This window comes from Microbacterium sp. LCT-H2, from assembly GCF_001866135.1.
Taxonomy (GTDB): Bacteria; Actinomycetota; Actinomycetes; order Actinomycetales; family Microbacteriaceae; genus Microbacterium.
The window spans coordinates 181,331-201,657 of the sequence record NZ_MODW01000003.1 but is presented as its reverse complement, the minus strand read 5'-3'; the positions used below and the strand labels follow the sequence as shown (position 1 = coordinate 201,657).

Below are 20,327 nucleotides of genomic sequence, written 5' to 3'. Positions count from 1 at the left end.
CCCGCTCGGTACGCTCGGTCGATGAGCAGCGACGTCTTCCCCGGTCCCTTCGGTCCGATGCCCGAGGCGGGTGCCGCCGCGATCCTGTGGATGCCCCCGCAGCCGGACGCTCCGGGGCCGGTCCGCTTCGTCGACGGCTTCGAGCCCTTCGCCGCATTCGCGCGGGGCCAGGGGACCGACCCCGCAGTGCTCGCCGTCGACCTCGGGGCGACGTGGGACGTCATCGCCGGTCATCCTGAGGTGCTCGAGAGCGAGACGCTGGCCACGGCGGCGGCGCGGTTCGTGGGGAACGTCATCGCGGTCGTGCACCCCGCCGCGACATGGCGGATGACGAGCGAGCCGGAGATCGGGACCAACACCCTCTCGATCCCGGTCACGGGTCTCGTGCAGGGGATGGTGCAGCAGCCCGACCAGCGGGATGCGTTCCTGCAGATGCTCGCGTCGTGGGAACAGGACGACATCGACGACGAGGAGATGAGGGCGCTGTCCGCGCAGGATTCCGCTCCCGCTGCCGTCATCGTCCCGGCGCGCGCGTATGTCCGGCCTGCTCTCCCGATCCTGACCTTCCACGACGACCGCGGCGAGGTCATCCGCTACGGACACCGCTGGCCCGACGGCATCGCGCCGGAGGAGTCGTACTCCCAGGAGTCCCACCCGGAGCGCTTCGCACCGCTGTCTCTCGTGGTCGACGCGCTCGTCGAGCACCTCTCCCGCGAGTACGTGGTCGAGGTGCGGCGAGAGGTGGGGGAGGACGGGGCGGAGCGCATCGTGCTCGCACCGGCGCGTGGTGCGCAGATCACGATCAGGCCGGCCGTTCCCTCCGTCTGCGTCGAGGCCGGCGCCCTGTTCCACGCGATCGTTCCGTCGTGCATCTGCGATGCGTGCGATGAGACCGCCGAGACCGCGGCGGACGAGCTGGAGCGGATCGTGCTGTCGATCGCCGCTGGCGGTTTCCGGGAGGAGTACCCCGTCGGTCGCCGTGCGTGGCTGTACACGGAGGTCCGGTCGCCGGACGGCGAGCGGCGGGAGAGCAGCTCGGGCCCGCTCCCGGAGCTGCCCGCGGAGGAGCGGGAGCGCGCGACCGCCCTGCTGCGCGGGCTCGACGACGGCTGGTGGCCCGCCTGGCCGCTCCGCGAAACCCCCGCCTGAACCCGGACCCGACACGGACCGGCCCCGGCCCCACCCCTGCGATCCCGTCCCGTCCGTGCCTCGCCTGCACGACGGGGTTGCGCGTGCACGACCCAGTGGGCGGCAGGGTCGTGCGTCCGTCGCCGGATCGTGCAGAACGATGTTAGTTTGATCTTGCTTAGTCAAGATTGACTATGTTACTTTCATCGAGCCATCAATGACGAACGGCCGAGAAGGGACCCTCATGGCTACTTCCTCTGCGGAAACCCGATTCCGCACCACTGCCACCCTGACGTGCGTTCTCGCCGCCACGCTGACGCTCGGAGCATGCTCCTCGCCGGCGCCCGGCGGCGATACCGCCCCCACGAGCGCGGGCGGCAGCGACGCCTGCCAGCGCAACCAGGATGCCGGCACCATCACCTACATCTCCGGCTACGGCTACTCCGCCAGCGCCGGGCAGCTCGACGTGTTCCTGGCGAAGGAGCTGGGCTACTTCGACGACCTCTGCCTCGACGTGGAAATCAACGCCTCCGGCGCGAACGGGCAGCAGCTCGTCGCCTCGGGGCAGGCGCAGTTCACCGCTCTCGGCTCCGCCTCCGATGTGATGCTCGCCGCAGCGAACAGCAAGAACCTCACCGCCGTCGCCACCTACGGCACCACCCCGCCGTTCTCGATCTTCGGCAACGAGAAGCTCGACGACCTCACCGACCTCGAAGGCGGCTCGCTGGGCTACTTCATCAACCTCACTCCCATCGCCTCGGCCATGCTCGACGAGGCCGGGGTCGACGTCTCGAAGGTCGAGATGGTGAAGATGACCAACTACGACCCGACCGTCGTGGTGCGCGAGCAGGTCGACGCGATCGTCGGCTACGCCTCCAACCAGCCGCAGACGCTCAAGGCGCAGGACCTCCCGTTCAGCGAGTTCCTGCCCTCCGACCTCGGCGTCGAGGGCACGTACAACGTCATGGAGGTGAACTCGCGCTTCCTCGACGAGCACCGCGAGGTCGCGGCCGACTTCATGCGCGCGAGCCTCAAAGCCCTGCAGTTCTGCCTCGACGAGGCCGACGAATGCATCGACATGCTGGCGGCCCTGGCGGAGGAGAACGGTCAGGGTGCGGCGTTCCCGCGCGATCAGCTCGCCCGTACGTGGGAGGTCGAGTCGGCCTGGGTGCGCGAGAGCGCGGGCGGCAACCCCGGCGTGCAGACCGAGGACATGTGGCAGCCCGAGTACGAGATCGTGCAGGAGTACGGCGACGTCAAGGACCTCCCCGCCATCGCCGACATGATGGACCCGGACCTCGTAGCCGACCTGTACGACGGCGACACCCTCATCTGGACGGAGAAGTGATGACCGCGGCACAGGGCGCGGGCGTCGAGGTCACGAACGTCTCGAAGTCCTTCGGCGTCGACGGGGCGAAGGTCACGGTGCTCGACGACGTGAGCCTCACGATCGGGAGGGGCGAGTTCGTGTCGGTGATCGGGCCCAGCGGGTGCGGCAAGTCCACGTTGCTCAAGGTGGTCGCCGGACTCCTCGACGCCGACTCCGGCACCGTCACGATCGACGGCGAGAGCGTCACGGCGGCCTCCCGCGACAAGAAGATCGGTCTCGTCCCGCAGTCTCCGGCGCTGCTGCCGTGGAAGACGGTGCGCGAGAACGTCGAGCTCCCCGTGCGGATCAACCGCGGGGCCAACGGCGACCGCGCCCTCCGCGATCCGGCCGAGGTGCTGTCGACGTTCGGCCTCGGCCATGCGCTGAAGAAGTACCCGGGGCAGCTCTCCGGCGGCATGCAGCAGCGCGCCGCGATCGCCAGGGCCTTCGTGTTCGACCCGGCGATCATGCTGATGGACGAGCCGTTCTCCGCCCTCGACGAGATGAACCGCGACCTGCAGCGCATCGCCCTGCTGGACTTCTGGCAGTCGAACCGCAAGGCCGTGATGTTCGTCACGCACTCGGTGCCGGAGGCGATCATGCTCTCCGACCGCATCGTGGTCATGGCGGCCCACCCCGGCCGCATCGCCGAGGTGATCGATGTGAACCTCCCGCGGCCGCGGACCGAGGAGGCGTACGCGACGGACGAGTTCCGCGACCTGGAGGCAGTCGTGCGCGGTGCGCTGCGCGCGCAGACGGAGAAGGCCCATGTCTGAGCTGACGATGAGAGACACCACCGCCACCCTCGCCACCGCCCGGCTGAAGGCGCAGCCCCGCCGCGGCATCCCCGGCTGGCTCCGCTGGGGCTCGTGGGTGCCGACCCTGATCACGTTCGTGATCGCGGCCCTGCTCTGGCAGATCGTGGCGTGGACCAACCCGTACGTCCTCCCGACGCTGGAGGCCATCGGCGCCAGCCTCGTCGAGGACGCGGGGATGTACTGGTCCAACTTCCTCGTGACGCTGCTCGAGGTCGTCGTCGGCGCTTCGGCAGGCATCCTGGCGGGTTTCCTCCTGGCGGTCGTGATGGCCGAGTTCCAGATCATCGAGCGCGCCGTCATGCCCCTGGTCATCATCGTGATGGTGACGCCGATCGTCGCGATCGCTCCCGCCCTGGTCGTCGCCTTCGGGTTCGGCATGGTGCCGAAGTTCATCGTCACCGGCCTCGTGGTGTTCTTCCCGATGCTCGTGAACTCGCTCGCCGGTCTCCGCGACGTGGACCAGAAGGCCATGGACGTGTTCACGACGCTGCACGCCTCGCGGTGGGAGATCTTCCGCGAGCTGCGGTTCCCCGGCAGCATGCCGTACGTGTTCGCCGGTCTGCGGATCGCGCTGCCCCTCGCCGTGGTCGGCGCGGCCGTGGCGGAGTTCGTCGCGGCTGGGCAGCAGGCCGGACTCGGCTCCCTCGTCACCACGTCGGCCGCGCAGGCGAACCTGCCCGTGACCTGGGCGAGCATCGCCCTGCTCTGCCTGCTCGGGGTGCTGCTCATCGTGCTCCTCGCGGTCGTGCGCCGGCGCGTCCTGTGGTGGAGCGACGGCGAGGTCACCGCGAAGGGCTGACCATACGACCCCCCGGTCCCGGGGGCGCGACCCCTGCGCCCCCGGGTTCCCCCGGCGTGCCCGGAAACTCCGAACGACACCATCCCCCACTCCCAGGAAGGCATCCGCCATGACCGCTCAGCACCCCGTGAAGACCCTGCGGCTCGGACTCTTCGAGAACGCCCAGGCGAACGACTCCGGCACCGCGACCTGGCGCCACCCCGACAACCGGCGCTACCTCTTCGACAAGCTCGACTACTGGCGCGACACCGCGCGCCTGGTCGAGGACGCGGGCTTCGACTTCCTCTTCCTCGCCGATGCGTGGGGCTGGGCCGACGTCGCCGGCGAGCGCCCGGACATCTGCTCGGTCGAGGGCCTGGACCTGCCCCGGCTCGACCCGGCGATCATCCTCGCCGCGCTCATCCCGGAGACCACCCGCCTCGGCCTCGTCGCCACCGGGTCGACCCTGCTCGAGCCTCCCTACTCCTTCGCCCGGCGCCTGGCCACCCTCGACATCCTGTCCGGCGGCCGGATCGGCTGGAACGTCGTCACCACCGGCACCGCCGACACGGCAGTGCAGGGCTTCGGCGTGCCGATGGTCGGGCACGACGAGCGCTACCTGATGGCGGACGACTTCATGCAGGTCGTCTACAAGCTGTGGGAGGAGGCCTGGGAGGAAGGCGCCCTGGAGCGCGACAAGGCGGGCCGTTTCGCCGACCCGGCCAAGGTGCACCGCATCGCGCACGATGGCCCCTACTTCCGCTCGCACGGCTACGGCAACACGCAGCGCTCGCCGCAGGGCACGCCGGTGCTGTTCCAGGCCGGCGCGTCGCCCGCCGGCCGCGAGTTCGGCGGCAAGCACGGCGAGGCGATCTTCGTGGGCAGCGGCTCGGTCGAGCAGCTCCGCGCGCACTCCTCGGCGATCCGCGAGGAGGCGGTGAAGAACGGCCGTGGCGCACACGAGGTGAAGATCATGTCGGCGTTCGCCGCGGTCGTCGGCAGCACCGAGGAGGAGGCGCGCCGCACCTACGCGGAGGTCGCCGACGCGCAGAACCCCGAGGTCACCGTGGCGTCCTACGCCTGGTTCACCGGGCTCGACCTGTCGTCGTACGACCCGAGCACGCCGATGTCCGAGCTCCGCACCGAACTGTCGCAGACGCAGGTCGCCCGCTTCGCCGACAAGACGGTGGGTGACGTGCTCGGCGACTGGCACGCGCACGGGGTGGGCGCCCGACCGATCGTGGGCACGCCGGAGCAGGTGGCGGACCGGATGATGGAGCTCGCCGACGGCGCCGACCTCGACGGCTTCCTCTTCGCCCCGGTGATCCCGCCGGCGTCGACCGCCGACTTCATCGAGCACGTGCTGCCGATCCTCAAGGAGCGCGGGGCGATCAGCGACCCCGCCGCCGAGCCGCAGTCGCTGCGGGAACGGCTGATGGGCACTCCGACGCCTGCACTGGCCGAGTCCCACATCGGTTCGTCGTTCCGGCGGACGATGGCCCGTGTCTGAGGCCCTTGCCGGCGTCGCCGTCGTGGGGAGCGCGAACCTCGATCTCGTGGTCGAGGTCTCGCGCCCACCCCGCGTCGGCGAGACGCTGCTCGGCCGGGCCGGGGGACGCTTCCCCGGTGGCAAGGGTCTCAACCAGGCCGTCGCGGCGGCGCGCACGGGAGCGGCGACGCGGTTCTGCGGTGTCGTCGGAGCGGACGAGGCCGGGGCCGTGCTGGAGGCGGCGCTGACAGAGGCGGGCGTGGCGGCCGCTTTCCGCCGCTCCGCGTCCGCGCCGACCGGGGTCGCGCATGTGCTGGCCTTCGACGACGGCGACAACAGCATCCTCGTAGCGGCCGGCGCGAACGGCGAGCTCACTCCAGAGGATGCCCTCGCCGGGATCGCCGGGGCAGCTGTGGTGCTCGCTCAGCTCGAGGTGCCCTTCGCCGCGGTCGCCGCCGCCCTCGTGGTCGCCCGGGGTGCGGGGGCGCGCACGATCCTCAACGCCGCCCCCGCGCACGAGGCGGCGGTCGCGCTGCTGCCGGAGGTGGACGTGCTGGTCGTGAACGAGACGGAGTGCGCGGAGCTCGGCGGCGTCGAGCGACTCCTCAGCGCCGGTGCCGGAGCGGTCGTGCTCACGGAGGGGGCCGCGGGGGTGACGCTGCATCGGTCGGGACACCCCGGTGTGCACGTGGCGGCCTTCCGCATCGAGGCCGTCGACACGACAGGAGCCGGGGACGCCTTCTGCGGCGCCCTCGCCGCCGGACTCGCCCAGGGTCACGACATCGAGCACGCTCTCGTGCGCGCCTGTGCCGCGGGGGCGATCGTGGCCCGGCATCGCGGCGCGACCACTCCGGCGCTGTCCGTCGCCGCCCTGGAGGTGATGGTGGCCGGGCGCTGAGTCCCGCCGTGCGCCTTCCGTTGTCAGCGCGGGGGAGCGGGCTCGGTCTCCGTCGTCTCACCGGCGAACGTGTACGCCCCGGCTCGGAGCCGCTCCAGCAGCGTCAGAAGCCACTCCTTCTCGGCGGTGAGTCGGGCGGTGGAGAGGTCGAAGATCTCGCGGACGTACTCCGGGGTCGTCTCCGAGCGGAGGGTGTCCTGTACGTCGAAGCCGTTCTGCGTGATGATGGCGTCGCTCTTGATGAGGCGGTGCTCGAGGCCGGCGATGACCTCCTGCCGGCTGAGGACGAACATGAACGAGGCCACGGTCATGATCGCCTGGGTGTCGAATGCCGCGACGTTCCACAGGTTCTCGCGCAGCATGCGCTGCAGCTCCACCTCGCCGGCCGGGGTGATGCGGTAGGTGGTGCGCGCCGGGCGCTTGCCCTCGGTCTCGGTGCCGCTCTCCGCCACGTAACCGTCGACCTCGAGCGCGCGGAGGGCGTTGTAGATCGACCCGGGCTGGATGTGCGCCCATTCGTCGACGTGCCAGGTCATGAGCTCGCGGCGGAGGAAGTAGCCGTGCACGGGCTGGAACTGCTTGACGGCGCCGAGGACGACGAGGCGGGTGGTCGACATGCGCTTCATGCTAACGGCTCGGTGTCACGAAACCTGTTGTTTGCATGGTCAAAAATGCATATGATTCAAACTAGTCAAAGTTGACTAACGAAAGGACTTCGTGATGACCACTGCCGTGACCGACGCCCTGCCGCGCGACCGCGCTCTCCGTCGCGCCTTCTCCGTCTACCCGACCGGTGTGGTCGCGCTGGCCGCCCACGTCGAGGACCGCGCTGTCGGCATGGCGGTCAACTCCTTCACCTCGATCTCGCTGGAGCCCGCGCTCGTCGCCGTCAGCGCCGCCCGCACCTCGAAGACGTGGCCCGTGCTGCGCGCCGTCCCGGAACTGGGGATGAGCGTCCTCGCCGCGCACCACGAGCCGCTCAGCCGCTCGCTGTCCGCGCGCGAAGGGGACCGGTTCGGCGGCCATGCCTGGCATCGCTCGGAGGGCGGGGCCGTGTTGATCGACGACGCCGCGCTCTGGCTCACCTGCCGCCTGCACAGCACCTTCGACGGTGGCGACCACGAGATCGCGCTCTACGAGATCCAGGACGTGACGCTCTTCGACGACGTCGAGCCGCTCGTGTTCCACCAGAGCCGCTACCGCGCGATCTCGCCCGTCGCAGACGTGTGACCGGACCGGCACTCCCGGTGCTCTCCGGCCTGGTCGTATCCGGCGACGGTCGCGGCCGGCTGCTCGGCTTCCCGACCGCGAACCTCGCCCTGCCCGAGCGGCTGCTGCCCGACGACGGCATCTATGCGGCCTGGGCGCGGCTGCCCGGCGACGACCGGCGGTGGGAGGCGACGGCGAGCGTCGGCGTCAATCCCACGTTCTGCGGCGACCGGGCGCGGCGTCTCGAGGTGCACCTGCACGACGTCGACCGCGACCTCTACGGGCAGCGGCTGTCGGTCGAGCTCGTGGCGCTGCTCCGGCCGACGCTCCGCTTCGATGCGGTCGAGGAGCTCGTCGCTCGCACCGCCGCCGATATCGCCGCCTCCCGGCGGCTGCTCGCCCGCTGAGCCCGTCGGCTCCGGTTCCGGGGTTCGGGTTCCGAGTTTCGCCTGCACGGCCCCGGTCCGGGTGCACGACCCATCGGCCCGATCCGTCGCGCAGGTGCCGCGCGGTCGTGCAGGCGTCGCGGAGGAAGGAGGGAGTGGCGGGGACGGAGGGGGCCGGGTCAGTCGCGGGCGGTCTGCAGGAGGGCCCACACCTCGGCCCGGGCGGGGAAGGTCGTCAGGTCGACCCCGAGGAGGGCTCCGGCGTGGGAGACCCGGGAGCGGAGCGTGTGGCGATGGATGCCGAGGGCGGCTGCGGCCTGCTCGGCGCGCGCGTCGTGGTCGAGCCAGGTGCGCAGCGCGTGTTCGAGCGCGGTGCCGTGGGCGGCGTCGTGTTCCCGCAGCGGGGCGAGCCGCGACTCCGCGACGAGCCGGGCCTCATCCGTGGCCAGAGCGGTGAGCAGGCTCGACCCGACCGTGTCGGCGTACCGGACGGCGCCGCTCGTCCCGGGCTGACGGAGGGCGACGAGGGCCTGCGCGTGCGCCCGGGAGAAGGCGTCGTAGCCCTCCGGAGCGGAGACGCCGATGCGGGCGGTGAAGCGGGCGGCCACATCGTCGAGAAGCGGCTCGTCGGTCACGGAGATGCAGATCACCACGCCGTCCTCGGAGTCCGCGAGGAAGGCCGGGGTCCCGTGCTCGAGGCGTCGGCGCTCCCACCAGTCCAGCAGCGGTTCCGCCGGGGCTTCTCCGGTCACGGCGACCACCACGGGGGCGGGCGGGAGGCTGCCGAGCACCCGGCGCGCGAGGCCGGGGTCGTCGCCCAGGAGCGAGCGCAGCAGCTGCGTGTGCAGCCGCCGTCGGCCGCGGGCGAGCTGCTCGCTCTGCTCCCGCGCGAGTCCGGCCATCGCGATGACCGACGTGACGACGGCTCTGGCCTCCTGGTCGAGGGTGTCGGCCTCCACGGCGAGGACGCCGCGCAGGTGCCCGCCCCGCCCCACCGTGAAGAGCATGAAGGTGTGCGCCTCGAGGGTGAGGGACTGCCCCGCCTCGAGTCCGCGGTCGAGGATCTCCTGGACCCGCGTCCCGAGCTCTTCCCGGACAGTCGTCGAGAAGGCATCGCGGGGATGGGCGACGAGCAGGTCGCCCGCCGCGTCGAACATGCCGGCCCAGGCTCCGAGACGACGGCCGAGCTCGATGACGATGGCGTCCAGTCCGCGCGGTCGGAGCGCGGCGAGGGCGAGGGCGCGCTGGGTGTCCAGCGCCCAGGTGCGCCGGGCGTAAGCCTGTGCCGCGATCGCCTCGGAGTGCGCGCGGGCCACGGCGATGAACGGCGTGCGGTACGGAACCTCGAACAGCGGAATGCCCTGGTCGGCGCACGCCGCGATCAACTCCTCCGGCGTTCCCGAGCGATGCACGTCGGTGCCGAACCCGAGGCCCAGCACCCCGCGCTCGGCGAGGCGCACGACGTAGGGCGGGATGGCGTCCGCGTCGTCGAACTGGGTACCCGTGGTCAGGAGCACCAGGTCTTCCGCGAGGAAGGGGGTCGGGTCTGCGAGATCCGAGCTGTGCACCCAGCGCAGCGGACGGTCGAGGGCGCCGTCCGGCAGGTCGGCGGCGGCGGAGACGAGGCGCAGGTCCAGATCCCGACGCCGCAGCAGGGCGGACAGCGTGGGCGGATCGGTGGGGGCCATGCGATCTCCGATTGTACGAGACGGCGAAATCAATTCTCCGATTGTACGTTCTGGCGAATGCGGGCGTCTCCGCTGCCGCCGTACGCTCGCGACATGGCTCTCCTCGACACCGCAGCACCCGCAGTCCCCCTCGGCGGCCCCGACCTCCCGCAGGAGCGTCGCCTCGTCACGGAACTCCCCGGCCCGCGGTCGGCCGAGGTCCTCGCCCGCAAGGCGGACGCGGTCGCCGCCGGTGTCGGACACACCGTTCCCGTCGCCGCCGTCGCGGCCGGGGGAGGGGTGGTCGTCGACGCCGACGGCAACTCGCTCATCGATCTCGGCTCCGGCATCGCCGTGACCACCGTCGGCAACGCGCACCCGAAGGTCGCCGCGGCCGTCGCCGCGCAGGCCGCGCAGTTCACGCACACCTGCTTCATGATCTCGCCGTACGAGTCGTACGTCGGCGTCGCCGAGGCGCTCAACCGCGTCACCCCCGGCGACTTCGCCAAGAAGAGCGCCCTGTTCAACTCCGGCGCCGAGGCCGTCGAGAACGCGATCAAGATCGCCCGCAAGCACACCGGACGCCAGGCCGTCGTCGCGTTCGACCACGGCTACCACGGCCGTACGAACCTCACCATGGCGCTGACCGCGAAGTCGATGCCCTACAAGAGCGGCTTCGGCCCGTTCGCCCCCGAGGTCTACCGCGCGCCGATGTCCTACCCGTTCCGCGACGGACTCGAGGGCGGCGAGGCCGCGGCCCGCGTGATCCTCCAGCTCGAGAAGCAGATCGGCGCCGACAACCTCGCGGCCGTCATCATCGAGCCCATCCAGGGCGAGGGCGGCTTCATCGTCCCCGCCGACGGCTTCCTCCCCGCGATCGTCGACTGGTGCCGCGCGAACGGCGTCGTCTTCATCGCCGACGAGGTGCAGACCGGCTTCGCCCGCACCGGCCACATGTTCGCCAGCGAGATCTTCGGCATCGAGCCCGACCTCATCACCACCGCCAAGGGCATCGCGGGCGGGCTGCCGCTCGCGGCCGTGACCGGTCGCGCGGAGATCATGGACGCCTCGCACTCCGGCGGCCTCGGCGGCACCTACGGCGGCAACCCGATCGCCTGTGCCGCGGCGCTGGCGGCCATCGACGTGTTCGAGAACGACGGCGTCATCGAGCGGGCCCGCGAGATCGGCGAGATCCTCATCGGGCGGCTCAGCGCCCTCCAGGCCGAGGACGCCCGCATCGGCGACGTCCGCGGTCACGGCGCGATGGTCGCCGCCGAGTTCGTCGACCCGGAGACCAAGGCTCCGGACGCCGCGCTCACGGCCGCCGTGGCCAAGGCGTGCATCGCGCAGGGCGTCATCGTCCTCACCTGCGGCACCTACGGCAACGTCATCCGCTTCCTCCCGCCGCTGTCCATCGGCGACGAGCTGCTGAACGAGGGCCTCGACGTCGTGGCCGAGGCGCTCGCCGGCGCCTGACATCTGTCCGGTCGCGTCCCCGGATCGGGGGATTTCGGGACGCGACCGGTACTTCATCCCCCGCATCCCCCGACGACGAAGGAGTTGCAGATGGCTGAGATCACGCGCGACGTGCTGATCGTGGGCGCCGGAGCCGCAGGGCTCACGGCGGCCAACGACCTGCGGAAGGCCGGACTGTCGGTCGCCGTGCTGGAGGCCCGCGACCGCGTGGGCGGCCGGCTGTGGACCGACGTGATCGACGGTGCGATGCTGGAGATCGGCGGCCAGTGGGTCTCGCCCGATCAGGACGCGCTCAAGGACACGATCGAGGAGCTGGGCCTCGAGACCTACAGCCGGTACCGCGAGGGCGACAGCGTCTACGTCGGCCCGGATGGCCAGGCCCACCGCTTCACGGGTGAGATGTTCCCGGTGTCGGCGGAGACCGAGGCCGTGATCGCCCGCATCACCGGCATCCTCGACGCCCTCGTCGCCGAGATCGACCCGGACCGCCCGTGGGAGCACCCGAACGCGGCCGAGTGGGACTCGATCTCGTGGGACGCCTGGCTGCGCGCGCAGACCGATGACGACGAGGCTGTTCGCAACCTCGCCTTCGCCACCGGCTCGGCGATGCTGACCAAGCCGACCCACGCGTTCTCGCTGCTGCAGTCGCTGCTCATGGCGGCCTCGGCCGGCTCGTACTCGAACCTCGTCGACGCGGACTTCATCCTCGACAAGCGCGTCGTCGGCGGGCTGCAGCAGGTGCCGCTGCGTCTCGCCGAGCGCCTGGGCGACGACGTGCTGCTGAACCAGCCCGTCCGCAGCCTGGAGTGGTCGGATGACGGGGTCGTGGCGACCACCGACGACCTCACGGTCCGGGCGCGGTATGCGATCCTCGCGCACGCCCCCATCCTCTACAACCGCATCTCGTTCGTCCCGCCGCTGCCGCGTCGTCAGCACCAGCTGCACCAGCACCTGTCGATGGGCTTCGTCATCAAGGTGCACGCGGTCTACGACCGCCCGTTCTGGCGCGAGCAGGGTCTGAGCGGCACGGCGTTCAGCCCGTACGAGCTCTCGCACGAGGCGTACGACAACACCAACCACGGCGACGAGCGCGGCACCCTGGTCGGCTTCGTGTCCGACGCGAACGCCGACGGCGTGTTCGAGCTGTCGGCCGAGGAGCGCAAGGAGCGCATCCTCGAGTCGCTCTCGCACTACTACGGTCCCGAGGCCAAGAACCCGGTCGTCTACTACGAGAGCGACTGGGGCAGCGAGGAGTGGACCCGCGGCGCGTACGCCGCGAGCTTCGACCTCGGGGGCCTGCACCGCTACGGCGCCGACCTGCGCACGCCGGTCGGCCCGATCCACTTCGCTTGCAGCGACATGGCCGGAGCGGGGTACCAGCACGTCGACGGGGCGATCCGCATGGGCCACCTCGTCGCCGCGAACATCGTCGACGCCCGTCGCGAGACCGGCGCTCCCGAGAGCATCGGCTGATGACCGGCTCGGTCGTCGTCGGCTACACGGCGACGGATGCGGGGGCGGACGCCGCGGCGCTGGGCGCGCGACTGGCGCGCAGCATCGGCGCGACCCTGCACCTCGTGATCGTGCTGCCGACCGAGGGCACCCGGAGCGCCGCCGTGCCGCCGGAGCGCGCCTACGAGGACGTCATCCGGAAGCAGGCGCGGAGCTGGCTGCAGGACGCGGTCGTGCGTCTGCCGCAGGAGCTCGTGCGCAGCGGCCACGTGCGCTTCTCGGAGTCGTTCGCGGAGGGCCTCATCGCCGCCGGTGAGGAGTTCGACGCCAGCGTCATCGTGATCGGCACGGCCGGCGGGGGCCTCTTCGGACGGCACCGCCTGGGCAGTGTCGCTTCGGAGCTGCTGCACTCCTCGCCGATCCCGGTGGCTCTCGCGCCGGCCGGTCTCGCGCAGCAGGACGACCACGTGCTCCCGCGCGTCACCGTCGCCGTCGGCACCCGTCCCGGCGCGGAGGGCGTGCTCGACCAGGCCGTCGCCCTCGCCGGAGCCGCCGAGGTGAGCCTGCGCCTGGTGTCCCTCGTTCCGTTCGACGTGCCGCCGGGGCTCGACACCGGCGCCATCCGCCTCGCCGGCAGCGAGCACGCGCACAAGGTGCTGGCCGTGGCCGCCGAGCGGCTGCCGGACGGTCTCGGCGCCGTCGTCGAGGAGGCCCCCGGCGAGACGGTGGAGGACGCCGTGGCCGGGCTCTCCTGGCTCCCCGGCGAGGTCGTGCTCGTCGGCTCCAGCCGGCTGGCGCAGCCGCGCCGCCTCTTCCTGGGCTCCACGGCGGCGAAGATGCTGCACGAGCTGCCCGTCCCCATGATCGTCGTCCCGCGTACCCGCGATGAAGCAGGAGACCGCTGATGAGCAGCACCAACCGGGCGACGGAGCCCGCATCCGGCGTCACGACCGGAATCTCGACGAAGGGCCTGAGCGCCGGCACCGTCGGTCTGATCGGCGCCGTCGTGATCGGCATCTCGTGCATCGCCCCCGCCTACACCTTCACGGCCGCCGTCGGCCCCACCGCGTCCGAGGTCGGCGCGCAGATCCCGGCGATCATCCTCGTCGGCTTCATCCCGATGCTCCTCGTGGCCTTCGGCTACCGCGAGCTCAACAACCGCATGCCCGACTCCGGTACGTCCTTCACCTGGGCCGCCAGGGCGTTCGGACCGTGGGTGGGCTGGATGGCCGGCTGGGGCCTCGTGGTCGCCACGATCCTCGTGCTCTCCAACCTGGCCGGCGTCGCGGTCGACTTCCTGTTCCTGCTGCTGTCGCAGATCACGGGCAATCCGGAGATCGCCGATCTCGCCGGCGTGACCTGGATCAACATCGGCGTCTGCCTGCTCTTCATGCTCGGCGCGACGTGGGTGTCGTACCGCGACATGCAGACCACGCAGAAGCTGCAGTACTGGCTGGTCGGATTCCAGATCCTCGTGCTCGTGTTCTTCGCGGTCGCCGCGATCGTGCAGGCCGTGGGCGGCAACGGCTTCGACTACCAGCCGTTCGACCTCAACTGGTTCAACCCGTTCGCGATCTCGTCGTTCAGCGCCGTCGCCGCCGGTCTGTCGCTGTCGATCTTCATCTTCTGGGGCTGGGACGTCACCCTCACCATGAACGAGGAGACGAAGGACCCGGAGAAGACCCCGGGGCGCGCGGCCACCGTCACCGTGCTCACGATCGTCTCGCTGTACCTCCTCCTCGCCGTCGCGATGATCATGTTCGCGGGCGTCGGCACGGGGGAGCTCGGCCTCGGCAACGGCGACATCCAGGAGAACGTGTTCTTCCACCTCTCCGGACCGATCCTCGGTCCGCTCGCGTTCCTCGTGTCGCTCGCGGTGCTGACGAGCTCGGCGTCGTCGCTGCAGTCGACGTTCGTCGGTCCGGCCCGTACCCTGCTCGCGATGGGCCACTACGGTGCGCTCCCGAAGTCGTTCGCGAAGGTGAGCCCGCGGTTCTTCACCCCCGGCTACGCCACGATCGTGTCGGCCATCGTGGCCTCCGCGTTCTACGCCGTGATGCGCGTGGTCAGCGAGGACACGCTGTGGGACACGATCCTCACGCTCGGCATGATGATCTGCTTCTACTACGGGATCACCGCGTTCGCCTGCGTCTGGTACTTCCGCAAGCAGTGGTTCGACTCGGCGCGGAACGTCTTCTTCACCTTCCTGTTCCCGCTGGTGGGCGGCATCATCCTGGCGATCCTGTTCTTCACCACGCTGATCGACTCCATGGACCCGGCCTACGGCTCCGGGTCGGAGATCGGCGGCATCGGGATCGTCTTCATCCTCGGCATCCTCATCATCGTCGTCGGCATCGCCGTGATGATCTGGAACGCCATCCGCCGCCCCGCCTTCTTCCGCGGTGAGACGCTGGGTATGGACGCTCCGCCCAGCCGCCGCCGTCGTCCCACGTCCGTCTGAAAGAGAGAGAATCCATGAGCACTCAGAACGAGCAGGCGCTGCTCGACAGCATCCCCACCGGCCTCTTCATCGGCGGGGAGTGGATCGAGGGGGAGACCGGCGCGACCTTCGACGTCAAGGACCCCTCGACCAACCAGGTGATCCGCACGATCGCCGACGCCACCCCCGCGGACGGCATTCGGGCGCTCGACGCGGCCGTCGCCGCGCAGGACGAGTGGGCCGCGACGGCGCCGCGCGTGCGCGGCGAGATCCTGCGCCGGGCGTTCGACCTCGTGCAGGAGCGCAAGGAGGACCTCGCGCTGCTGATGACGCTCGAGATGGGCAAGCCCCTCGCCGAGGCCCGCGGCGAGGTCGCGTACGGCGGCGAGTTCCTCCGCTGGTTCAGCGAGGAGGCCGTGCGCATCAGCGGCCGCTACGGCCTCAACCCCGAGGGCACCGGTCACATGATCGTGTCGCAGCGCCCCGTCGGCCCGTCGTTCTTCGTGACGCCGTGGAACTTCCCGTTCGCGATGGCCACGCGCAAGATCGCCCCGGCCCTCGCCGCCGGCTGCACCGTCGTGATCAAGCCCCCGGCACTCACGCCGCTCACGACCATCTTCTTCACGACCCTGCTCGAGGAGGCCGGTCTGCCGAAGGGCGTCGTCAACGTCGTGCAGACCGCGAAGTCGAGCGCCCTGTCCGCCCCGATCATCGCCGACCCTCGGCTGCGCAAGCTGTCCTTCACCGGATCGACCGAGGTCGGCCGCAAGCTCATCGCCCAGGCGGCCGAGGGCGTGCTGCGGGTCTCGATGGAGCTCGGCGGCAACGCCCCGTTCGTCGTGTTCGACGATGCGGACCTCGACAAGGCCGTGGACGGCGCTCTCGCCGCGAAGTTCCGCAACATCGGTCAGGCCTGCACGGCGGCGAACCGCTTCATCGTGCACAAGGACGTCGCGGGCGAGTTCGCCAAGCGCGTCACCGAGCGCGTCAACGGCATGAAGATCGGCCGCGGCACGGAAGAGGGTGTGGCGATCGGCCCGCTCATCGACGAGGACGCCGTGGCCAAGGCCGGCGAGCTCGTGGACGACGCCGTCGAGCGTGGCGCGACCCTGCTCGCAGGCGGCAAGGCGCTCGAGGGCACCGGCACGTTCTACGAGCCCACGGTCCTCACCGACGTGGTCCCCGGGTCCGCGATCCTCCGCGAGGAGATCTTCGGCCCGGTGCTCGCGATCGCGACCTTCGAGACCGAGGACGAGGCCGTGCGCCTCGCCAACGACACCGAGTACGGCCTTGTCTCCTACGTCTTCACCGAGAACCTGCAGCGCGGTCAGCGGATGATCGACGCGCTGGAGACCGGCATGATGGGTCTGAACGTGGGTGTCGTCTCCAACGCGGCGGCTCCCTTCGGCGGCGTCAAGCAGTCCGGCGTCGGTCGCGAGGGCGGCTTCGAGGGCATCCACGAGTACCTGTCCACCAAGTACACGCTGATCCCGGTCTCCTGACCGGCACGGCAAGAGGAGGAGAGACATGACCGACTACGCCGTCGTCAACCCCGCCACCGGCGAGACCCTGGCGTCGTACGACACGTTCACCGACGCGCAGATCGAGGAGGCCGTCGCGGCCGCCGACGAGGCGCACCGCGAGTGGTCGCGCTCCACCACGGTCGCCGACCGTGCCGCGCTGCTGCGCCGTGCAGCCGAGCTGCACCGCGAGCGCCGCGAGGAGCTGGCCGACATCTTCGTGCGCGAGATGGGCAAGCCGCGGGAAGCCGCACTCGGCGAGGTCGACTTCGCCGCCGACATCGCGGAGTACTACGCGGACCAGGCCGAGGACATCATGGCCGACCAGCCCATCAAGATCCTCGGGGAGGGGTCGGCGATCATCCGCCGTTCCTCGCTGGGGCCGCTCGTGGGCATCATGCCGTGGAATTTCCCGGCGTACCAGATCGTGCGCTTCGCCGCGCCGAACCTGATCGTCGGCAACACGATCCTCCTGAAGCCCGCGCCGCAGTGCCCGGAGTCGTCGAGCGCGATCGAGGCGATCTACCACGACGCCGGCTTCCCGAAGGGCGCGTACCAGAACGTGCTTGCCACGAACGACCAGATCGCGGCGATGATCGCGGACTGGCGGGTGCAGGGCGTGTCGCTGACCGGCTCCGAGCGCGCCGGCGCCGCGGTCGCCGAGGTCGCCGGGCGCAATCTCAAGAAGGTCGCGCTGGAGCTCGGCGGGTCCGACCCGTTCATCGTGCTCTCCACCGACGACCTCGACGCCACCGTGCAGGCGGGTGTGGACGCGCGGCTCGACAACAACGGTCAGGCCTGCAACGGCGCCAAGCGCTTCATCATCGTCGACGACCTCTACGACGCGTTCGTGGAGAAGTTCACGGCGGCGATGGCGGCCGTCGAGGCGACCGATCCCACGCTGGAGGACACGGTCCTCGGCCCGGTCTCGTCGGAGGCGGCGGCCGAGAACCTGCAGAAGCAGATCGACACCGCCGTGGCCCAGGGTGCGACCCTCCTCACGGGCGGCACGCGCGACGGGGCGTTCTTCGCACCGACCGTGCTCGCCGACGTGACCCCGGAGATGGACGTCTACCGCGAGGAGCTGTTCGGCCCCGCGGCGGTCGTGTACCGCGTCGCGGACGAGGATGCGGCGGTCGCGCTGGCCAACGACACCACGTTCGGTCTCGGCTCCTACGTCTTCACGACGGACGAGGCGCAGGCGGAGCGGGTGGCCGACCGGATCGAGGCGGGCATGGTCTACGTGAACCTCGTGCTCGCCGACAGCCCCGAGCTCCCGTTCGGCGGCATCAAGCGCAGCGGCACGGCCCGCGAGCTCGGCCACTTGGCCGCCGACGAGTTCGTCAACAAGAAGCTGATCCGCATCGGCTGACCGTCGACCCACCCCCTTGCGGCCGAGCGGCCCCCTTGCGTACGCACGCAAGGGGGCCGCTCGCACGAGAGGGGCCGGGCCAGTGGGGTGCGCGTCGAGGACGGACGAGGCACAATGGCGGCATGAGTGCGCACACGGATCCGGTCCAGACCCTCACCGCGGAGCAAAGCTGGGAGCACCTGCGCAGCCAGGAACTCGGGCGGCTCGTCACCAGGGTCGGCGAGACCATCGACATCTTCCCCGTGAACTACGCCGTCGACGGCGAAGGGCTCCTGTTCCGCACGGCCCCGGGGAGCAAGCTGTTCGAGCTGACGGTCAACGCCGACGTGCTCTTCGAGGTCGACGACCACACGGACACCGCCGCCTGGAGCGTCATCGTGCGCGGGCGTGCGCAGGCTCTGGAGACCGACGCCGACCTCGAGCGGGCGGAGGCGGCGGGCCTGCGCCCGTGGATCCCGACCGACAAGCGGGTGTACGTGCGCATCGCCCCGGCATCGGTGTCCGGCCGCGCGTTCCAGCGCGATCCCGAGCCCGACCGGGACGGCCCGCAGGAGTACTGAGCCCGGCCCGGGGAGGCCTCGGCGGGCGTAGGGTCGGGGTATGGCCAACGTCGCTGAGAACATCGTCAAGACTCTGAACGCCAACGGAGTCGACCGGGTCTACGGCATCCCGGGCGACTCCCTGAACGGACTCACGGACGCCCTCCGCAAGGACGGCCGGATCCGGTGGGTGCACGTGCGCCATGAGGAGTCCGCAGCCTTCGCCGCAGCGGCCGACGCCGGCACCACCGGAGACCTCGCCGTCGTGGCGGGCTCGTGCGGCCCCGGCAACCTGCACCTCATCAACGGCCTGTACGACGCGCAGCGCTCCCGGGTGCCGGTGCTCGCCATCGCCGCCCACATCCCGACCGTCGAAATCGGCACCGGGTACTTCCAGGAGACCCACCCGCAGGAGCTGTTCCGCGAGTGCAGCGTCTACGTCGAATACGTCGCGGACCCGTCACAGATGCCGCGGCTGATGGAGATCGCGATGCGCGCGGCCATCGAGCAGCGCGGCGTCGCCGTCCTCGTGATCCCCGGTGACGTGGCGCTGTCGGAGATCGCGGACGACCGCGCCGTGGTGATCGAGCGCACACGCCCGCTGATCCAGCCCAGCGGCCCGGAGCTGGAGAAGGCCGCGACCATGCTGAACGCCGCCAAGAAGGTCACCATCCTCGCCGGGGCCGGCGTGGAGGGCGCGCACGACGAGGTGATCGCGCTCGCCGATGCGCTCGGAGCCCCGATCGTCCACGCGCTGCGCGGCAAGGAGTTCATCGAGTACGACAACCCGTTCGACGTCGGGATGACCGGGCTGCTCGGCTTCGCGTCGGGCTACCGGGCCATGGAGGCCGCCGACACGCTCCTCGTCCTCGGCAGCGACTTCCCGTACGAGCAGTTCTACCCGGAGCACGCGACCACCATCCAGGTCGACATCCGCGGGTCCCAGCTCGGCAAGCGCCACCCGCTCGACCTCGGCCTCGTCGGTGACGTGAAGGCCACCGCCGAAGCCCTGCTGCCCCGCCTCGCGCGGAAGGACGACCGCGGCCACCTCGACGACGCCGTGGCCCACTACCGGAAGACGCGGAAGAAGCTCGACGAGCTCGCGGTGCCGGCCAAGGGCACGCGGCCCATCCACCCGCAGTACCTGGCGCGCCTGCTGGACGAGTACGCCGCCGACGACGCGATCTTCACCGCCGACGTGGGGTCGCCGACCGTCTGGGCCGCGCGGTATCTGTCCATGACCGAGGGGCGCCGGCTGATCGGATCGTTCACGCACGGCTCGATGGCGAACGCTCTGATGCACGGGATCGGCGCGCAGGTCGCGCATCCGGACCGTCAGGTCGTGGCGCTCGCCGGCGACGGTGGCCTCGCGATGATGCTCGGCGAGCTGCTCACGCTCACCCAGAACGGGCTCCCGGTCAAGACGATCGTGGTGAACAACTCGTCGCTGAACTTCGTGGAGCTGGAGATGAAGGCCGCCGGCTTCGTCACCTACGGCACCGGGCTCGACAACCCCAGCTTCGCCGCGATCGCCGAGGCCATGGGGATCTTCGCCCGTCGGGTGGAGCGCAGCGAGGATCTGCCGGAGGCCGTCCGCGAGGTCCTCGCGCACGACGGCCCCGCGCTGCTCGACGTCGTGACCGAGCGGCAGGAGCTGTCCATGCCGCCGACCATCGAGGCCGCGCAGGTCAAGGGCTTCGCCCTCTACGCGATCCGCACGGTCATGTCGGGTCGCGGTGACGAGCTGCTCGACCTCGCACGGGCGAACTGGCGTCAGCTCTTCTGA

The 20,327-nt window shown here is 70.8% G+C and carries 18 protein-coding genes; 16 read left to right on the top strand and 2 right to left on the bottom strand.

All coding sequences use genetic code 11. The features are described 5' to 3' along the window. The first annotated feature begins 21 nt into the window (after positions 1–21). The 6 genes from BK819_RS09500 to BK819_RS09475 all read left to right on the top strand — a co-directional run bounded on the left by BK819_RS09500 (position 22) and on the right by BK819_RS09475 (position 6,480). Complete coding sequence (locus BK819_RS09500; RefSeq protein WP_071328929.1) at positions 22–1,149, top strand: DUF6226 family protein; 1,128 nt, start codon at positions 22–24, stop codon at positions 1,147–1,149. A gap of 223 nt (positions 1,150–1,372) precedes the next feature. Beyond that, the gene (locus BK819_RS09495; RefSeq protein ID WP_256209432.1) at positions 1,373–2,476 is read left to right on the top strand and encodes an ABC transporter substrate-binding protein; all 1,104 of its coding nucleotides are present in this window, start codon (positions 1,373–1,375) and stop codon (positions 2,474–2,476) included. Beyond that, positions 2,476–3,273, top strand: a complete 798-nt coding sequence (locus BK819_RS09490) for an ABC transporter ATP-binding protein (protein ID WP_083391732.1) — start codon at positions 2,476–2,478, stop codon at positions 3,271–3,273. Before BK819_RS09495 ends, BK819_RS09490 begins: the two co-directional genes overlap by 1 nt. Then, a complete protein-coding gene (locus tag BK819_RS09485; protein WP_071328926.1) occupies positions 3,266–4,114 on the top strand; it encodes an ABC transporter permease in 849 nt (282 codons plus the stop codon). Before BK819_RS09490 ends, BK819_RS09485 begins: the two co-directional genes overlap by 8 nt. A 109-nt stretch (positions 4,115–4,223) precedes the next feature. After that, the gene (locus BK819_RS09480; protein WP_071328925.1) at positions 4,224–5,603 is read left to right on the top strand and encodes an NtaA/DmoA family FMN-dependent monooxygenase; all 1,380 of its coding nucleotides are present in this window, start codon (positions 4,224–4,226) and stop codon (positions 5,601–5,603) included. Then, positions 5,596–6,480: a ribokinase gene (locus tag BK819_RS09475; RefSeq protein ID WP_071328924.1), complete on the top strand. Its 885-nt coding sequence runs from the start codon at positions 5,596–5,598 to the stop codon at positions 6,478–6,480. Before BK819_RS09480 ends, BK819_RS09475 begins: the two co-directional genes overlap by 8 nt. 23 nt (positions 6,481–6,503) lie before the next feature. Here the strand turns inward: BK819_RS09475 and BK819_RS09470 are convergent, their stop codons facing one another. Further along, positions 6,504–7,097 carry a PadR family transcriptional regulator gene (locus BK819_RS09470; RefSeq protein ID WP_071329127.1) on the bottom strand — a complete coding sequence of 198 codons (594 nt, stop codon included), beginning with the start codon at positions 7,095–7,097 and terminating at the stop codon, positions 6,504–6,506. Positions 7,098–7,200: 103 nt separating this feature from the next. Here BK819_RS09470 and BK819_RS09465 point away from each other — a divergent pair, with 103 nt between their 5' ends. Together BK819_RS09465 and BK819_RS09460 are read left to right on the top strand one after the other, a co-directional pair. Then, positions 7,201–7,710, top strand: coding sequence for a flavin reductase family protein (locus tag BK819_RS09465; RefSeq protein WP_071328923.1), 510 nt, complete (start codon positions 7,201–7,203; stop codon positions 7,708–7,710). Further along, complete coding sequence (locus BK819_RS09460) at positions 7,707–8,096, top strand: riboflavin kinase (protein WP_071328922.1); 390 nt, start codon at positions 7,707–7,709, stop codon at positions 8,094–8,096. Before BK819_RS09465 ends, BK819_RS09460 begins: the two co-directional genes overlap by 4 nt. A 158-nt stretch (positions 8,097–8,254) precedes the next feature. Here the strand turns inward: BK819_RS09460 and BK819_RS09455 are convergent, their stop codons facing one another. Further along, positions 8,255–9,763: a PucR family transcriptional regulator gene (locus BK819_RS09455; RefSeq protein ID WP_071328921.1), complete on the bottom strand. Its 1,509-nt coding sequence runs from the start codon at positions 9,761–9,763 to the stop codon at positions 8,255–8,257. Between the two features lie 93 nt (positions 9,764–9,856). Between BK819_RS09455 and gabT the strand changes: the two genes are divergently transcribed. The 8 genes from gabT (at position 9,857) to poxB (ending at position 20,327) form a co-directional block, all read left to right on the top strand. Next, positions 9,857–11,218 (top strand): 4-aminobutyrate--2-oxoglutarate transaminase, encoded by a 1,362-nt coding sequence (gene gabT / locus BK819_RS09450; RefSeq protein ID WP_071329126.1) that lies wholly within the window; start codon positions 9,857–9,859, stop codon positions 11,216–11,218. 90 nt (positions 11,219–11,308) lie between these two features. Beyond that, positions 11,309–12,691, top strand: a complete 1,383-nt coding sequence (locus BK819_RS09445) for an NAD(P)/FAD-dependent oxidoreductase (protein WP_071328920.1) — start codon at positions 11,309–11,311, stop codon at positions 12,689–12,691. Continuing rightward, positions 12,691–13,575, top strand: a complete 885-nt coding sequence (locus tag BK819_RS09440) for a universal stress protein (protein ID WP_071328919.1) — start codon at positions 12,691–12,693, stop codon at positions 13,573–13,575. The genes BK819_RS09445 and BK819_RS09440 overlap by 1 nt, the downstream gene beginning before the upstream one ends. Next, entirely contained in the window at positions 13,575–15,131 is a 1,557-nt protein-coding gene (locus BK819_RS09435) for an APC family permease (RefSeq protein ID WP_062765097.1), read from the top strand. Before BK819_RS09440 ends, BK819_RS09435 begins: the two co-directional genes overlap by 1 nt. Before the next feature lie 14 nt (positions 15,132–15,145). After that, positions 15,146–16,612 carry an NAD-dependent succinate-semialdehyde dehydrogenase gene (locus tag BK819_RS09430; RefSeq protein WP_071328918.1) on the top strand — a complete coding sequence of 489 codons (1,467 nt, stop codon included), beginning with the start codon at positions 15,146–15,148 and terminating at the stop codon, positions 16,610–16,612. Positions 16,613–16,637: 25 nt separating this feature from the next. Then, on the top strand, positions 16,638–18,002 hold the full coding sequence (locus tag BK819_RS09425) for an NAD-dependent succinate-semialdehyde dehydrogenase (protein WP_071328917.1): 1,365 nt from the start codon (positions 16,638–16,640) through the stop codon (positions 18,000–18,002). Positions 18,003–18,124: 122 nt separating this feature from the next. Beyond that, positions 18,125–18,562, top strand: a complete 438-nt coding sequence (locus BK819_RS09420; RefSeq protein ID WP_071328916.1) for a pyridoxamine 5'-phosphate oxidase family protein — start codon at positions 18,125–18,127, stop codon at positions 18,560–18,562. 40 nt (positions 18,563–18,602) lie between these two features. Then, complete coding sequence (gene poxB / locus BK819_RS09415) at positions 18,603–20,327, top strand: ubiquinone-dependent pyruvate dehydrogenase (RefSeq protein ID WP_071328915.1); 1,725 nt, start codon at positions 18,603–18,605, stop codon at positions 20,325–20,327.

What these genes read in the sequence shown, in the direction of transcription:
- BK819_RS09480 (WP_071328925.1), top strand. Translation starts at nt 4,224, where the DNA reads ATGACCGCTCAGCACCCCGTGAAGACCCTGCGGCTCGGACTCTTCGAG.
- BK819_RS09485 (WP_071328926.1), top strand. Translation starts at nt 3,266, where the DNA reads ATGTCTGAGCTGACGATGAGAGACACCACCGCCACCCTCGCCACCGCC.
- poxB (WP_071328915.1), top strand. Translation starts at nt 18,603, where the DNA reads ATGGCCAACGTCGCTGAGAACATCGTCAAGACTCTGAACGCCAACGGA.
- BK819_RS09465 (WP_071328923.1), top strand. Translation starts at nt 7,201, where the DNA reads ATGACCACTGCCGTGACCGACGCCCTGCCGCGCGACCGCGCTCTCCGT.
- BK819_RS09490 (WP_083391732.1), top strand. Translation starts at nt 2,476, where the DNA reads ATGACCGCGGCACAGGGCGCGGGCGTCGAGGTCACGAACGTCTCGAAG.
- BK819_RS09495 (WP_256209432.1), top strand. Translation starts at nt 1,373, where the DNA reads ATGGCTACTTCCTCTGCGGAAACCCGATTCCGCACCACTGCCACCCTG.
- BK819_RS09435 (WP_062765097.1), top strand. Translation starts at nt 13,575, where the DNA reads ATGAGCAGCACCAACCGGGCGACGGAGCCCGCATCCGGCGTCACGACC.
- gabT (WP_071329126.1), top strand. Translation starts at nt 9,857, where the DNA reads ATGGCTCTCCTCGACACCGCAGCACCCGCAGTCCCCCTCGGCGGCCCC.
- BK819_RS09455 (WP_071328921.1), bottom strand. Translation starts at nt 9,763, where the DNA reads ATGGCCCCCACCGATCCGCCCACGCTGTCCGCCCTGCTGCGGCGTCGG.
- BK819_RS09440 (WP_071328919.1), top strand. Translation starts at nt 12,691, where the DNA reads ATGACCGGCTCGGTCGTCGTCGGCTACACGGCGACGGATGCGGGGGCG.
- BK819_RS09470 (WP_071329127.1), bottom strand. Translation starts at nt 7,097, where the DNA reads ATGTCGACCACCCGCCTCGTCGTCCTCGGCGCCGTCAAGCAGTTCCAG.
- BK819_RS09425 (WP_071328917.1), top strand. Translation starts at nt 16,638, where the DNA reads ATGACCGACTACGCCGTCGTCAACCCCGCCACCGGCGAGACCCTGGCG.
- BK819_RS09500 (WP_071328929.1), top strand. Translation starts at nt 22, where the DNA reads ATGAGCAGCGACGTCTTCCCCGGTCCCTTCGGTCCGATGCCCGAGGCG.
- BK819_RS09430 (WP_071328918.1), top strand. Translation starts at nt 15,146, where the DNA reads ATGAGCACTCAGAACGAGCAGGCGCTGCTCGACAGCATCCCCACCGGC.
- BK819_RS09420 (WP_071328916.1), top strand. Translation starts at nt 18,125, where the DNA reads ATGAGTGCGCACACGGATCCGGTCCAGACCCTCACCGCGGAGCAAAGC.
- BK819_RS09445 (WP_071328920.1), top strand. Translation starts at nt 11,309, where the DNA reads ATGGCTGAGATCACGCGCGACGTGCTGATCGTGGGCGCCGGAGCCGCA.